Source organism: Sediminibacterium sp. (assembly GCF_051860225.1).
Lineage (GTDB): Bacteria > Bacteroidota > Bacteroidia > Chitinophagales > Chitinophagaceae > Sediminibacterium.
Window position 1 is genome coordinate 837,547 of sequence record NZ_JBHYEI010000001.1, and the last position, 14,232, is coordinate 851,778.

At 31.9% G+C, this 14,232-nt stretch carries 17 protein-coding genes; 14 read left to right on the forward strand and 3 right to left on the reverse strand.

Annotated elements, in window-relative coordinates; all coding sequences use genetic code 11:
* The 3 genes from ACTIEI_RS03495 to ACTIEI_RS03505 are packed head-to-tail and all read left to right on the forward strand — an operon-like array spanning position 1 to position 1,482.
* Positions 1 to 630 carry a hypothetical protein gene (locus tag ACTIEI_RS03495; RefSeq protein ID WP_439504892.1) on the forward strand — a complete coding sequence of 210 codons (630 nt, stop codon included), beginning with the start codon at positions 1 to 3 and terminating at the stop codon, positions 628 to 630.
* 2 nt (positions 631 to 632) lie between these two features.
* A complete protein-coding gene (locus ACTIEI_RS03500; protein WP_439504893.1) occupies positions 633 to 1,115 on the forward strand; it encodes a GreA/GreB family elongation factor in 483 nt (160 codons plus the stop codon).
* Positions 1,108 to 1,482 (forward strand): hypothetical protein, encoded by a 375-nt coding sequence (locus ACTIEI_RS03505; RefSeq protein ID WP_439504894.1) that lies wholly within the window; start codon positions 1,108 to 1,110, stop codon positions 1,480 to 1,482. The genes ACTIEI_RS03500 and ACTIEI_RS03505 overlap by 8 nt, the downstream gene beginning before the upstream one ends.
* Here the strand turns inward: ACTIEI_RS03505 and ACTIEI_RS03510 are convergent.
* Positions 1,479 to 2,489 (reverse strand): helix-turn-helix transcriptional regulator, encoded by a 1,011-nt coding sequence (locus tag ACTIEI_RS03510; RefSeq protein WP_439504895.1) that lies wholly within the window; start codon positions 2,487 to 2,489, stop codon positions 1,479 to 1,481. The two genes, ACTIEI_RS03505 and ACTIEI_RS03510, sit on opposite strands and share 4 nt — an antisense overlap.
* Positions 2,490 to 2,872: 383 nt before the next feature.
* Between ACTIEI_RS03510 and ACTIEI_RS03515 the strand changes: the two genes are divergently transcribed.
* The 7 genes from ACTIEI_RS03515 (at position 2,873) to ACTIEI_RS03545 (ending at position 10,737) form a co-directional block, all read left to right on the forward strand.
* Positions 2,873 to 4,453 carry a reverse transcriptase family protein gene (locus tag ACTIEI_RS03515; protein WP_439504896.1) on the forward strand — a complete coding sequence of 527 codons (1,581 nt, stop codon included), beginning with the start codon at positions 2,873 to 2,875 and terminating at the stop codon, positions 4,451 to 4,453.
* Positions 4,453 to 5,235, forward strand: a complete 783-nt coding sequence (locus tag ACTIEI_RS03520) for a hypothetical protein (protein WP_439504897.1) — start codon at positions 4,453 to 4,455, stop codon at positions 5,233 to 5,235. Before ACTIEI_RS03515 ends, ACTIEI_RS03520 begins: the two co-directional genes overlap by 1 nt.
* Positions 5,236 to 5,354: 119 nt before the next feature.
* Complete coding sequence (locus ACTIEI_RS03525; RefSeq protein ID WP_439504898.1) at positions 5,355 to 5,720, forward strand: hypothetical protein; 366 nt, start codon at positions 5,355 to 5,357, stop codon at positions 5,718 to 5,720.
* Positions 5,721 to 5,725: 5 nt separating this feature from the next.
* The gene (locus tag ACTIEI_RS03530) at positions 5,726 to 7,915 is read left to right on the forward strand and encodes an ATP-dependent DNA helicase (protein ID WP_439504899.1); all 2,190 of its coding nucleotides are present in this window, start codon (positions 5,726 to 5,728) and stop codon (positions 7,913 to 7,915) included.
* The gene (locus tag ACTIEI_RS03535) at positions 7,905 to 9,410 is read left to right on the forward strand and encodes a DUF7017 domain-containing protein (protein ID WP_439504900.1); all 1,506 of its coding nucleotides are present in this window, start codon (positions 7,905 to 7,907) and stop codon (positions 9,408 to 9,410) included. The genes ACTIEI_RS03530 and ACTIEI_RS03535 overlap by 11 nt, the downstream gene beginning before the upstream one ends.
* Positions 9,411 to 9,432: 22 nt before the next feature.
* Complete coding sequence (locus ACTIEI_RS03540; protein ID WP_439504901.1) at positions 9,433 to 10,002, forward strand: hypothetical protein; 570 nt, start codon at positions 9,433 to 9,435, stop codon at positions 10,000 to 10,002.
* A 333-nt stretch (positions 10,003 to 10,335) separates the two neighbouring features.
* Positions 10,336 to 10,737: a hypothetical protein gene (locus ACTIEI_RS03545; protein ID WP_439504902.1), complete on the forward strand. Its 402-nt coding sequence runs from the start codon at positions 10,336 to 10,338 to the stop codon at positions 10,735 to 10,737.
* On the opposite strand, the gene ACTIEI_RS03550 is transcribed toward ACTIEI_RS03545, so the two are convergent.
* Positions 10,734 to 11,078, reverse strand: coding sequence for a hypothetical protein (locus tag ACTIEI_RS03550; RefSeq protein WP_439504903.1), 345 nt, complete (start codon positions 11,076 to 11,078; stop codon positions 10,734 to 10,736). The genes ACTIEI_RS03545 and ACTIEI_RS03550 overlap by 4 nt on opposite strands.
* Before the next feature lie 62 nt (positions 11,079 to 11,140).
* Between ACTIEI_RS03550 and ACTIEI_RS03555 the strand changes: the two genes are divergently transcribed.
* The 4 genes from ACTIEI_RS03555 to ACTIEI_RS03570 all read left to right on the forward strand — a co-directional run bounded on the left by ACTIEI_RS03555 (position 11,141) and on the right by ACTIEI_RS03570 (position 13,699).
* On the forward strand, positions 11,141 to 11,596 hold the full coding sequence (locus tag ACTIEI_RS03555; RefSeq protein WP_439504904.1) for a hypothetical protein: 456 nt from the start codon (positions 11,141 to 11,143) through the stop codon (positions 11,594 to 11,596).
* A 77-nt stretch (positions 11,597 to 11,673) separates the two neighbouring features.
* Positions 11,674 to 11,832, forward strand: coding sequence for a hypothetical protein (locus ACTIEI_RS03560; RefSeq protein ID WP_439504905.1), 159 nt, complete (start codon positions 11,674 to 11,676; stop codon positions 11,830 to 11,832).
* An 84-nt stretch (positions 11,833 to 11,916) separates the two neighbouring features.
* Entirely contained in the window at positions 11,917 to 12,855 is a 939-nt protein-coding gene (locus ACTIEI_RS03565; RefSeq protein WP_439504906.1) for a DnaB-like helicase C-terminal domain-containing protein, read from the forward strand.
* A 289-nt stretch (positions 12,856 to 13,144) separates the two neighbouring features.
* Positions 13,145 to 13,699 (forward strand): hypothetical protein, encoded by a 555-nt coding sequence (locus ACTIEI_RS03570; protein WP_439504907.1) that lies wholly within the window; start codon positions 13,145 to 13,147, stop codon positions 13,697 to 13,699.
* Between the two features lie 252 nt (positions 13,700 to 13,951).
* Here ACTIEI_RS03570 and ACTIEI_RS03575 read toward each other — a convergent pair whose 3' ends face one another.
* Positions 13,952 to 14,230 carry a HigA family addiction module antitoxin gene (locus tag ACTIEI_RS03575; protein WP_439504908.1) on the reverse strand — a complete coding sequence of 93 codons (279 nt, stop codon included), beginning with the start codon at positions 14,228 to 14,230 and terminating at the stop codon, positions 13,952 to 13,954.
* Between the last annotated feature and the right edge of the window lie 2 nt (positions 14,231 to 14,232).

Consider the following 14,232-nt stretch of genomic DNA (forward strand, 5'->3'; position numbering starts at 1 on the left):
ATGTACGTAGCAATTGAAGGAATAAAAGGTTCTGGTAAATCAACTATGATTGACAGTATATACAGTGAACTAAGAGCTCAATATGATTTAGATGTTTTCTCTATTACTGCTCCATGTATTGAGGAGTCTTCTAATAAATTATTGAAGGGAATAAAGGAACAAGCACTGACTGATGATGTATGTAAAGAATATTTATTCTTTAAGAGGGCATGTCTAAATCAAAAGAGATTAAATCCTAATACCAGATTTATTCTTGGTGATCGATCGGTTTTAACATCTTATGTAACTCGATGGGAAAGATGGGAAGATCCTTTTTTCACAATGAAGAGAGTAGATGAGCAGTATAAATGTATAATGAAGCCCGATGTATTTATTTGGCTAAGATCTAATCCAAATATTGCACGTAATCAAATAAATAATCGCCAGGCTAAAATATTGGGAAGTTCTGATGAAATAATTTCCGCATTAGAAAAGTCTGATGAAATTTATCGCGAACTATTTTCTAATAATTTTTATGCTTCTGATTTGTCTGGAAAGCAAATAGTAATGATTGATCATGTAGAAGATAAACAGCTATTAAAGGAAAATCTAAAATCAATTATAAACTTTTATATCAATAAAAACAATTAAGAATGAAACAGCTAATTACACCGAAAGGGTTAGAGTTAATGCAACTAAAGTTAAATGATAAGATTGAGCGACTCAAATCTATTAGAAAAGAGAAGGCACACGCGTATACTGCTAGTGGAGATGGTTGGCATGATAATCCAGGTTGGACGCAGTTGGGCCAGTTGGAAGAGCAGTTAGCAAAAGAGATTAATGATCTTCAACAGACTATTTCTAAATGCCAGATAGTAGAATTTCAGGAGCAGGATATGGAAAAGGTTCAAATAGGATCTAGGGTTGACTATGCCATAACCTCTCAACTTGGTAAATCAATAAATCAAACAGTCTATATAGTTGGAGCAGGCGAAACAGATGTGAAAAATAAAAAGATAAGCTATAATTCACCTATTGGCGAAGCTCTTTGCAGTATGCGCCTCGGTGAAATTAAACAAGTTCATTTACCAGCTGGACCTGTTAAAATTAACATTTTAAAAATTAGTTATGAATAGTCATACAGTACTAAATCAATTATGCCAATCTAAGTGCTTGTTTAAACTTAGTTCTTTTGAAAATAGATTAAGGCAAGAAAATTATAGCTTAGATAAATTGCAATACAAGTGTGATTATTTATCACTTTATAATATTGCAATTAGATACCTTTTTATGCATTTGCTCAAACAAGGTTATGATATTCATCCGTCACGAGTGCATTATGTTTTTAAAGAGTACTTGCATTTTAATTATTCTATTGAGAAAGAGTATTTAGAAGAAATCGTAAAAACAAGAAATAATTTAAAGTATAAAAATATAAAGCCGTCAGCTCGGGTGATTAATAATCTATATTTTATAATTGATCAATTGCGGCCTAGTGATTAATAGAAACTTAAGGCTGTTTTTAATCTGCCTTGAATCTTCTTTTCAAGTTTTTTTGGCTTAATGATTTTAATTACATCTGCATAAGACAAAAGAAGCCTTTCAAATTCATAATTAATAATTAATTCTAAACTCATTTCAAGTGTTTGATTGTCAATCCATTTTGTTTTTTGGGAACCATGTAGAGGTTTTGTTTCCATATATTTCCCAGTTATTCCAGTAAATTGTAAAACCACTTTTTCTGGTTCTGAATCAACTGGTTTAGTAACACCAATGATATCTTCAAAATATTCTTGCCAGTCTATTTTATTGTTCTTGTGGTATTTTTCATTTGACTCTTTTATTGATATAATACGGTCTAATGCTAAATTCCAATCATATTTTTCTTTATCTGGATTAAAGCCAAATAAGAACCAGCGGTTATTATATTGTTTTAAAAAATAGGGATGTAGTTCAAGATCAAATGGAGCATCATTTTCGTAAGGCTGATACTTTATTGAAAGCGCCTTTTTATAGTATATCGCATTGTGTAGTGGTCCTAAATGTTCAATTCCTTTTAAATATTCATTGCTGTCAAATTCAATGATCGTTTCAGTCACTCTAGGTTTACTAATTCCTTGTTGTAATTTTGGAACTAATTCATTCACCCACTTGAATTGTGGCATACCTGTAAACTGAGAAAGTATATCAACTGCGGACTTTAATTGATCAATTTCAATCTCATTTAACGGCATATTATTAATAGAAAAGTTTTTATTTGAATACTGATAATAAACTTTTCTGCCATCCCTTAATTTGTCAAGTTCAATACTCCAACCTTCCTTGCTTTCCATAAAAGCTATATCAACAAAAATCTGTCGGCGACTAATCCCATCCGAATTTGGATCTATTTCTAATAAGACATTTTCACATTCTTCAATTAAATCATCAATAAAATATTTCTTACTATGATTCCGAAAGCAGTTATCAAGTACTTTATATCGTATAAGGGCATTTTTATTAGTAGACATAGGTTACTATTTTTTGGTTAAGTCAAAAGAACTTTTATTATATTGAGATAGTTTAAAATCACTTTTTCTAATTATTAAAATTAAGAAAAAAAGTGCTTTTATGCAGTTACACTGCACAGTTACCCAATTACTTTGCATATTGTTCTTTGATAGCCTGCTGCATGATATTGATTTGTGCCAACTGGAAGCCTCCGCAAGGCGGTTTCAGATCGGTTGGTGTTCCAGAGTAATCTGGGATGAATGTCTCTCGGTCATTTTTGGCTATATAGTTCTACGAACTATATATGCTTGTAGTATAAAGAGATATTATTTATTTATTATTATGAATTTAGTTGATTCATATACAAAGAATAAAGCAGCAGGCATCATTGAGCCTTTTTAAAATGAAATTAGAACAAAAACATATCGATCATATCAAATCTGCATTTGCTAAAATGCAGACCAAGGAAGATTTACTTAATCTTTTGAATGAAGTTAAGCCGCTAATTTATGGTGATAAAACTGTTCCATTTCAGTTGAAGCAACTTACCTGGTATGCAAATCCAAAGGTTTCTGGGGAAAGGTATAAAGAATTTAAAATTAAAAAGAAGTCTGGATTAGAGCGGAGTATTCATGCACCGGTTAAGGGATTGAAAGCTTTGCAAAAAACATTAGCTCTTATTCTTCAAGCAGTATATGAACCGCATAATGCTGCTATGGGCTTTGTAAGAGGACGATCTGTAGTCGATAATGCAAGACTGCATGTTGGTGCCAGATATGTCTATAATATTGATTTAAAAGATTTTTTTCCTAGTATAGATCAGGCTAGAGTATGGAAATGTTTGCAATTGCGACCTTTTAATCTTGTAGAAACTGGAATTAAAATTGAAATCCAAACTTTTTTTGATAAAATTGTTGATTTTGAGTTGTTTTCAAAGTATTATGTAGCACTGGAAATTAAAAATCAGAAAATATTAGAAATTACTTATACAAATATTAACCTGATTAAAGGATGGCATAATTTATTATTAAAGTCTGGGGAGTCTGTAATTTATTATATAAAAAAAGATGTTTTAAAACATAATGAAACATTATCACTTTATTTAGATAGAAGCAGTTATAAATCAGTTGTAGAGTTCATTGAAAAAAACACTCCAGAGAAGAAAGATGACAAAGTTCATCTTTATATGGTTCTTCTGCAGTTGATTTTTAACGATCAAGTTCGGAAATTAAATAAAAATAATCGTGCAGGAATTGTAAATATCATTGCAGCCATATGTTGCACAGATATGGAGGTAGAACGAAAAACAGAAACAGGAGAATGGGAAAAAGTAAAACGTAGTGTATTACCTCAGGGCGCTCCCACTTCACCGGTAATAACTAATATTGTTTGCCAAAGACTTGATTATTTATTATCTGGTGTAGCAAAACGTTTTGGCTTAAAATACAGTCGATATGCCGATGACATCACTTTTAGTTCTTTGCATAATGTATATCAAGCCGAGAGTGATTTTTTAAAAGAATTACATAGGATAATTACTGAGCAAAACTTTCATATAAAAGAGAGCAAAACTCGTTTGCAAAAAGATGGCTACCGTAAGGAAGTAACTGGGTTGTTGGTTAATGAAAAAGCCAATGTGCAGCAGCGATACATTAAGCAATTACGCATGTGGCTGTATTACTGGGAAAGGTATGGTTATGAAAGAGCCTCCCATTTCTTTTTAAAGCAATATATTTCTGATAGAGGTCATTGCAAAGATGCAAAGCCTGAGATGATTAATGTTATTTCTGGTAAATTGGATTATCTAAAAATGGTTAAGGGAAATAGTAGTTATGTATATTTAGAATTAAAAGAAAGGTTTTACAAACTGACTCAACAAAAACCCGAAGTAAAACCACGAAAAAGTCACTTATTAGATGTAATTGATTTGTTATTTAAAAAAGGCCTAGACGTTGCTATGAGTACTTATAAACCCACAAGTTAATGGACTACAAAAAAGAAAGCCTTATTAAACTATTAAAGCTGGTAGAAGAAATATCTAAACAACCAGGGTATGAATGGTTTCGAAATGAATTAGAACTAATATTTGTAAATAAAAGTACTAATATTAATAATTCCGTAATCGATGATATTTATGAGTACTGTATCAAGCTAATTATTAAAGACCATGCAGAAAAGTTTTACTCAGACTTTAAAATCTCTGGTATTAAGGAGAAGTTAGTTAATGATTTTATTAGGATGGAAAAATTTAGAAGAGAAGATAATTTTGAGGATTTTTGCCTTGCGGCTTACCAACAATTAGAATCTATTGTTAATATTTTAATAACTGACCCGAATCTTGTTGAATATATTCAAAATAACAAAGACTTTTCTGCTTTATTAAAGTACGATAGTGCTACAAACTCTTTTATTAGAAAAAGTTCTATGACAATAAGCAAACTAATTTTTTCACAAATTGATGAAGCTAAGATTTTTGGATATTTAAATCAACCATTCAGTAATTGGTTTTTTACTAATAAGTTCAAGGCAGTATTATTTTATTATTATTTTAATAAAGAAATTAAAACCAATACAGATCAATTTAATAGAATTTACAAAATTGGTAATTTTCTTTATCAAGGTAGAAATTTAAATCATAGAGGAGCACCGCAAAGCCAATTTCAACAAGATGTTATTGATGACTTACTGCCAAATCAACATAAATACTATTTCAAATTTTTAGGGTTTTTAGAAGATTTTATTACAACTGTAAATAAGCATATATAATAATTTACACAAGATTGATAATCTTGAAATGTGATTGTCTTTAGATATTTTTAGTTTCTATAATTTTCTGTGCAGATACATTGCATTCCATCATATTAAGTTTGTTAAAATTTTAAATTATGATAATTGTCGATATCTTAAAAAAGCAAATTGCTATTTCATATCCTAAAGCAAATACTAAAACCGAGAATGAACTTATAGGAATTGACATTGAAAGTTGTGGTCGTTTATATGTAAAAAAGAATCTTGAAATACATATATTATTTAATGAGCAATTACACACGGATGAGAGTATCGTGAATCTTTTTTTTACACCTAGAATATATTCTGAGTATATGCGTATTTATTTTTCTAAATCAAAATTTCAAGCTTATCGAAAGTCAATGGGAATAAAGCCTAAAGGAAAGCTTGAGATGGCTATGGAATATTTCTTAGTTTTTAAAAATATGCATGACGCATTACTTGAGTTTAATTCATATAAATAAAAGGAGTGAGGATATTCAACTACTTTAAACATTTAAACCTAAGTCAGGGACAGGAAACTGCTCTAACTAAACTGGAGGCTTTTTTAAACAGCTCAACGCAGGTGTTTATGCTAAAAGGATATGCTGGAAGCGGTAAAACAACAATCCTAAAAGGGTTGGTGGAATACCTCAATTCGATTAAAAAGGATTTTGCCCTGATGGCACCAACAGGCAGAGCAGCTAAAGTAATTAGAGAAAAAACAGGCCAAGAAGCTTATACCATTCACAAGACAATCTATAGTTATGAGGAAATGGTTGAGTTACAAGACGGAGATTCGTTCTATTATTATTATAAAATCCGCAATAATGCTGATGTAGTTGGAAAGATTTTCATAGTGGATGAAGCCTCCATGTTATCTGATGCCAAAAGCGAAGGGGAGTTTTTCCGTTTTGGTTCAAGCCACTTATTGTCTGATTTAATTACCTACACAAGAGTTGCCCATCCTAATGTAAATTCTAAAATTATCTTTGTTGGAGACCCTTGTCAGTTACCTCCGGTTGGTGATAATAGTTCAAAAGCTTTTGACACAAACTACCTTAAAAGCAAGTTTAATCTTACTTCCGAAGAAACTGAAATGAAGGAAGTTCAAAGGCAAGGCGGTGATAGCTGTATTTTGAGAGCAGCAGCAAAAATTCGCAAGAGTATCTCAGCTGGTTTCTTTAACGACTTTAATTTGCGTCCTAATGATAAGGATATTTTAAATCCAACTTTTGAATCTTTTCTTGACACTTGGCAAAAAGCAGCAAGCCCCAAAATTATCATTGCTAGTAAAAATAAAACTTGCCTTGACCTTAATTTAGAAATAAGAAAACTAAGATTTGGTAATGCCGATTTACCTGTTCAGAAAAGTGATATTGTTATTATGGGTGGTAACAATTATAGAAAAGGGGTTTTTAATGGTGAGTTTGCGGTTATAAATGAAGTAAGTAATTTGGTTACAGAAAGAACAATTGCATTAAGTGGACAAACGCCGGTAACACTTTACTGGCGTGATGTGGAGTTGATTTTCCCTGATGCAGAAAGCTATAATAAGATTGTAAAAGGAAAGGTTCTGGAAAATTTCCTTTATGGAGATAACTATTTAAGGCCAGAAGAAACGCAAGCTTTGTATGTAGACTTTACTACACGACATAAGGGATTGAAACCCCAAACACCAGCTTTTCAAGAAGCTATTATGAATGATGAATATTTCAATTGCTTGTTAATGAAATATGGTTATGCAGTAACTTGCCACAAGGCTCAAGGTGGCGAATGGGAAAATGTATTTACCGTATGGGATAATGATAATAAGGAAGATTTCGACTGCTTTACAGATAAACAAAGAAGAGCGGGTAAAACCAATCAAGATTTTTATCGTTGGGCTTATACAGCAATCACTAGGGCATCAAAAACTTTATATGCATTAAATCCACCTTTTTTCAATTCCTATTCATCAATGATATTCCTTGATGTAACAGTCTTGAATGCATTAAATGAATTAACTGGCAAACAGGTTCAAACAGAAGAAATCAGTACTGATGAAGAAATGCTACAGCAGCTTTCCACATTTAAACTTTTAGAAGTGCCAATACAATTACAAGATCACTTTATTAAAGTACGACATGCAGTAAGAAAACAATACATTGAAATTGTTGGTTGGGAAAGATTAGGATATGAGATAAGATACTCCTTTAAACGAGAGCAAGACAATGCTGTTTTCAGAACCCATATCAATGGTCAAAATGAATTTAGAAATCAATTTGTACCAATGACAAATCTTTCTCCAAACAGTACCTTTAATAATAAACTTACCGAAATACTAAATCATTTGCCAAATGTTTCCATCAAACGAAATACAGCAGAAACTATTATTAGCCAAATTGAATTTGACTTCGAGTTAGAAGAAGAGTTTCCTTTTATAAAGAGTTTGTTTGATGATTTAATATTATTGTTTAAAGAAACAGGTATTGTTATTGATAGTGTTGAACATAAAGAATGGAAAGAACGCTATATATTTAAGCGAAATAATGAAAAAGCCGTTTTAGATTTTGAATATAAAAAGAATGGTTTCTTTGGTAGGGTTGTTCCAATTCCAAACATGACCAACAGTCAGTCCTTACTCTCCAACATTCAAACGGCATTGCAAACTTTTAAACAAAACGAATATGCCAGCTAAAGAAATAAAAGAACTTCGGCAAGCAGGTAAATTGGAGGAGGCATTAATCCTTGCAAAAGCTGAATTGCAATTAGAGCCGGATAATATTTGGCCGAAGAGAAATATTAGTTGGGTTTATTATGATTATTTAAAACAGCATACTTCATCTGAGCAGTTTGATTCTTTTATAATATGGCTGAATGAAATAAAAACTTTACAATTACCTTTAGATGAAAAGATGTTATTTGAGCAACTTGCTTGGCAGGTTGGCAAAATGGCATTTGGTTTAATAAAAGTTATTCCAATTGACCATGATAAAGGGATTCGTTTATTTGAAGCAATTAATACATTTCATTTCCCGAAACCATCAGAAGGATATAGTTTCTTATTTAAAGCTCTTCATAAATTATTAAAAGAAACAAACTACTATATCAAATTTGCCGATTGGTGGAATTTTGAAAATTTTATGCCTGAAGATTTTCAAAAAGAGCAAATGCCCAATGGTAGAGAGGTAATGGCGATTGCTGAGCAAGCATATATTGCTTATGCCAAACATTTGTTACCAATACAAAATCAATTTGCTGAATCTAATTTTGATAGAGAAAAAGCACAGGCATTTGTTCTTGTACTTGAAAATATTGTAGATCAATATCCGCAATTCCAATATCCTCCATACTTTCTTGCTAAATTATTATTAGCTCTAGGAGATAAGGAACATATGTTGTCTGCATTGTTGCCATTTGCCAAAAAGAAACAAAATGATTTTTGGGTTTGGATGATTTTAGCTGAAGCTTTGGCTTTTTCGCCAGAACCAGATCAGGTATTTGCATGCTATTGTAAGGCTTTATCCTGCAAAAGTCCAGAAGAAATGTTAGTTAGTCTTAGACAGAAAATGGCAAGGCTATTTATTGATAGAAAACTTTATAATGAGGCAAGGTTAGAAATAGATTTATTAGTTCATGCAAGAAGAGCACACGGTTTTAAAATACCTGCCGAGGTCACTAATTGGCAAGCTATGGATTGGTATAAAGCGGCGCTATCCCTTAAATCAAATTTTGATTTTTATAAAACTTATTTTCCAATTGCAGAAGCAATACTTTTCTGTGATGTATCTGAGGAAACTGCAATTGTAGAATTTGTAAATACTGACAGGAAAATACTTAATTTCATTGCATCAGAAAATAAGTATGGATTTTTCAAATACGATCGTTTTTTCAAAAACATTGCTATTGGAGACACTATAAAAATTCGAATTCAGGGTGGGAGTAATGGCGGTTGTTTCCAGATATACACAGCCATTAAAGTTAAAGATGAAGATTTTCGAAATAATTTTTTAATAGATGTTTCAGGCGTAGTAAAAATTCCAACAGGAAAGTCATTTGGATTTTTAGATGATGTATTTATTCATCCGGCTTTAGTTAAAAAAAATATGCTAGCAGATGGCATGAAATTTTCAGGAAAGGCTATTCGAATTTATAATACTGATAAGCGTCAATGGGGATGGAAATTAATATGACATTAGTAAAAAAAATAATATTATGATTAAAAAAACAAATACCTCAATATTTTTAGTTCCTACTTTGAAAATACCTAAAAATACTCTTAAGGAAAATGGATTTATAAATGCGTTTATAAAAGATGAAACTATAGATATAGCCTTTGAGGGATCTATCTTTCTTTTGTTTAGGCCAGAGTATCCATCTAGATTTCGCAATTTTCTAAATATGGAATATAATCGGACAACATCAATAATTGCTGAGTTTGATAAAAAATTAGGATTAGTTGTGCTAGTTTATAAACTCAACCCGTTATTTGAGTCAGATTATTCGTTAATTAAAAAGGGGGAATATTCAAAAACATCAAAGGATTTTCAAAAAATCTTTTCAAATAGTATCGAAATAAAAGTTGATGGCATAACAAGGAAAGAATTGTCTCTTCAATATAGAGTATTTAATAAGACTCCTGATTTAATTGAATATTGGAAAAAAAATAACATTGGTTATCATTCTGATATGGAAATTTGGCATCCATTTGATGAAAAAAAAGAAAGCTTGACAAATGCTACTCTAAACGAAGCAGCACTAACATATTACTCAGAAATTGATTAAAAGGTTGCTGTTGTATTGACCCCTTAAATTTTTCGACAAGCTATTTCAGGGCAAGACATCCTTTCGTACAAAAAATAGATTAACAAGAATATCTATTATAAAACATCAATATTTTAAGAAAAAAAAGAAAATCAAGCTGTTGTAAGTGTCCCTAAAGTTCAGTCAGTTTTATTTTCATAAATATTTTGTCTTTAAATTAATTGTACTCTTTTTTTTGGAGTTTACCTTTGTTATTTTTTCAGCATCATCATTTGATAAATTTCCATGATTTAGTTTCAATAGTGCAAATAGACTGCACACTTTTATTTCAATTTTGAATTGAAATAAAAACTTATGAAATATTATAGCCTAAACACTAGCTTTGATTTCGGTAAATACAACCAGAAAACCCTTGCAGAGGTATTAAGTATAGACAAGTCTTATGTTGAGTGGTGTTTAATCAATTTAGATCATTTTTGTTTTAATACTTTTTTGGTTAATGACTACTTTTCTAACAATGTAAGTTTTTCACTTTCTAGTGAAGCATTAACTGCATTGAATAAAAAACTAGTACCTCCGAATAATTCTTCTATACATACTTCGGATGAAGATGATTATGAGGATTATGAATCAGATGGATATGAGGAAGATTATGGAAGTAGTGGAGAAAAATATGGCTGGTATAATGGATTTAGTGATGATGTGATTGATGACGCTTTTGAAGGTGACCCGTCAAATACGTGGAATGTAGATTAATTCCTAAACGCCCCATATTTATAAAAATCGGTCATTACTATTTTGGCGCTCTGGTATTCTTTCAATTCGTATGGTGGTGCAATGCGTTTTTCTCTTTGTTCCGACATTTCTTGTAGGCGTTTATAGTAGGCTTTGTTTACATCAGTTAAAGTAAAGGTTGGTTCATCATCTAGTTTTAGTAAATGGTAGCACTTTGAGAGTGGGCGTTTATCTAAATTAGAAGTTGGTTGTGGAATGCTAGTTGTTTTTTCAGCTTTGACGGGCTCTGGCTCCTTTGATAAAATATAGTTTGCCAAACGTATCAAAGCAAATACCCAAATAAATATCCAAATACCAGACATAAACCAATTATTTAGTTATACACAACCTTTCTTTTCGCCAACCTTTTTAATAATTTATTACAATGATAATTAATTCCCTTTCAAACATAGAAGCCTTACCTGAAATAATTCAGGAAAATAAAACCATTGCTCTTGAACAAGTAGATACAACTGGCCAAGTGATTCTACATTGTAGACATTATGGCTGTAATGCAGAATGTGGTAAATCTATCCGTTGCGAAATTAAATTGAATCCAGGAATTGCGTTGGTACCGGTTGAGGGAGGTAATCATTCCACCATATTACATACTTATAAAATTAATTTGCCTCCGAAGAAGAATTATAAAATAAATTATTGTACAGAGTTTACGTTGGTTTTTAGTGCCCTCCCTAAAGATTGTTCAGCCTTTCATTTTATTGAAACCGATGCACCTGGTGGGGAGGGTTGGGTTATTCGTAATATCAAAAGATCTGCTACGGATGTTTATAGACTCACTTTTAGCAATCAATTGTCTTACGAAGGCGAATTTGACTTTTAAGAAATTGTCAACGTCTAAAGAGGCATATTAAAGCTATCCATGAAACTAATTACAAAACAATAAAATATCATATAAATATGAGCAGCATAAAAATATTTGAAGAAAAAAAAGTGCGTAGCCAATACGATGCAGAGAAGGAGGGAAACGAGACGGTTACAAACTGTAACCAACTGAAACTACAGTCTGAAGATGGTAAATTTTATAAAACCGATGTGGGGAGTGTAGAAGATATTTAATACTAAAAAAAGAAATCCAAAAATAGATCTATACCAATACATGGCAAACACCCCCTTTAGTTTTACCTCCCTCAAATACATACTATGCAAACACTCAAAAACATTCTCGACGCCGAGTTAGATCGGTTGATTAGTATTCAACATTTTCAAGAACCTGCGGTGGGCGTGTCTTCTGGTTTTAAGTATTTGGATAGGGCCATAAATGGATTTAGGCCGCAACACTTGTACCTCTTGAGCGCTGCTCCAGAGTCGGGTAAAACGGCGTTTTTGCTCAACCTATTATTAAGCATTACCGTTAAAAAGAAAAATCCTGCTAAAGCCCTGTTTTATAGTTTAGACATTAGTGCGGCTGAAGTGGCGCAGCGTTTGTTGAGTTGTAATTCTGGGGTTACCATGGAGCATGTTTTTTATGGAACCACCAAGTCTGAAGTAATTGAAAAACTCTACATTGATGTTGATCAAATAAAAGACCTCTCTACTAATTTATTCATTGAAGATTATCCTTCTTGCTCTATCGAAACCATTCGTGCGCAATTAACCGAATTGAAAGCGCAAAATCAATTGCCTTCTATTGTGGTGATAGATAATATCAATCGCATTGCGGTGGAGAGTGATCCTACTCCTGAATCGGATGACTATGGAGTTATTCCCGCTTCTTTAATTGAGCAGTTAAAAAAGATTGCTATCGATTTTAATATTCCGCTCTTGATTTCTCCTGAAACCAGTCCCCTTGATCCTGATGTTGAAACCGATCGCATGCCTCGCTTATACGTATTGCGTCAAAAAAATTTCAACCTTCACTTAATTGATGTGGTCATGTTTTTGTTGATGCCGAATTATTATGCAGTTCCAACCGGGGAAGATGATATCAACCCCGGTCATGTTTCTAGAGCGGGATATCCTTTGCCCAAAGGCTTTAGTGAAATGCATCTTCGTATTCCGCTCAATCGTTGTGGTCCTATTACCACCGTTTATTTTACCGCCAATATGGAATGTCAACTGGTGTATGAGGATGGGGTGTAATTGATTAGGTCATTTCCCCCCTTCGTTTACCCTTATCCATACACGTTCAATAGCTATATCTACATCATTATTATTTTTTTGGAGCTTAACACTACAACCACGTTATCAGTAATTTTTAGAAGACACAATGATAACTAGGGGCTATTATTTATCAATCTATTAACTCACTATTAAATTAAGATTTAGTACTATAATTAAAAATAGATGCAATTTTATTTTGTTATAACAAATCACTAAAAGTTTAAATGGTAGAAATACGCCTATTAGCATCATTGTTTAAATCAGGTATATGAAAATCGTATTATTCTTAATTTTAAATTTATTTTTAGTAAACTCTTTAAGAGCACAAACTTTTAACCTTGACTCAATTCAAAAAGTGACAACTAACGATACAATTACATTCGTTTACATGACCGCTCTTTGGTGTTCGCCATGTTTAGAAAAAATACCTTATTTGGACGGCTATTTCTCTGCAACAAAAAAGCCATATAAATTAATCTACTTATTTGATAGAGAAGGTTATAGCGGAGAAAAACTGCGTAAAATCTTTTCATTTATTGACTTCCGAAATAAAGCCGTTTTTATGCCTTTAAGTTATTATTCAAATGCGGCAATTCAATTGAACTCCCATAAAAAAATTCTCAAGAAGTTTATTAGTGACCATAAAGCTTCTTCACCAGCGATAAAAAATATCGAGGAATTTAATTTGGCATCTTTACTTGCAATAGATTCAAAAGGTGGGGGTATAGTATTTGACCCACCGAATACAAAAGATTTATCCCTTAAAGAGATTGACGATTTATTTTATTCAAAGATTAACTCTTTATTCCTTGATCGTAAATAATAACCATCATCAAACGATTATGGAGGATGTGGGGTATAATTGATTAGGTATTAATACCTGATTCTTTGGCAACTGTTCGGTATTTCCGAACAACTGCCAAAAATGGAAAAACTAGGGTTCTAACAACAGTTTAAATTGTTTAAACAAACAAAAAATGTTAGAATAGATAGATTTGAATCTGCTTAAAATTACCTTTTTGCCTGCCTCCGTTTATGCGTATAATATTGGTGATATTACCCTGAAAATGAAAAATTAGGAAACTTTCGATTTAGCGTTTTTTACAAGATCTAATTCATATAGAGTTTGTAGGTTTTGCCAAATGGTTGGTTCCATGTCTAAACCTTTGCCTATTAAATCAGCGTATTCAATAGTAATTCCTCTTTTTCCTTCAATGATCTCGTTTAGTTGGTCTGGTTGAATCCCTGATTTAATGGCAAATTCTTTCTCGCTAATTTCTCTGGCTTCCAGTTCATCTAATAAAATCTCTCCAGGATGGATTGCTTTGGCAGGAGTTATATGTTTCGTTTTCATTT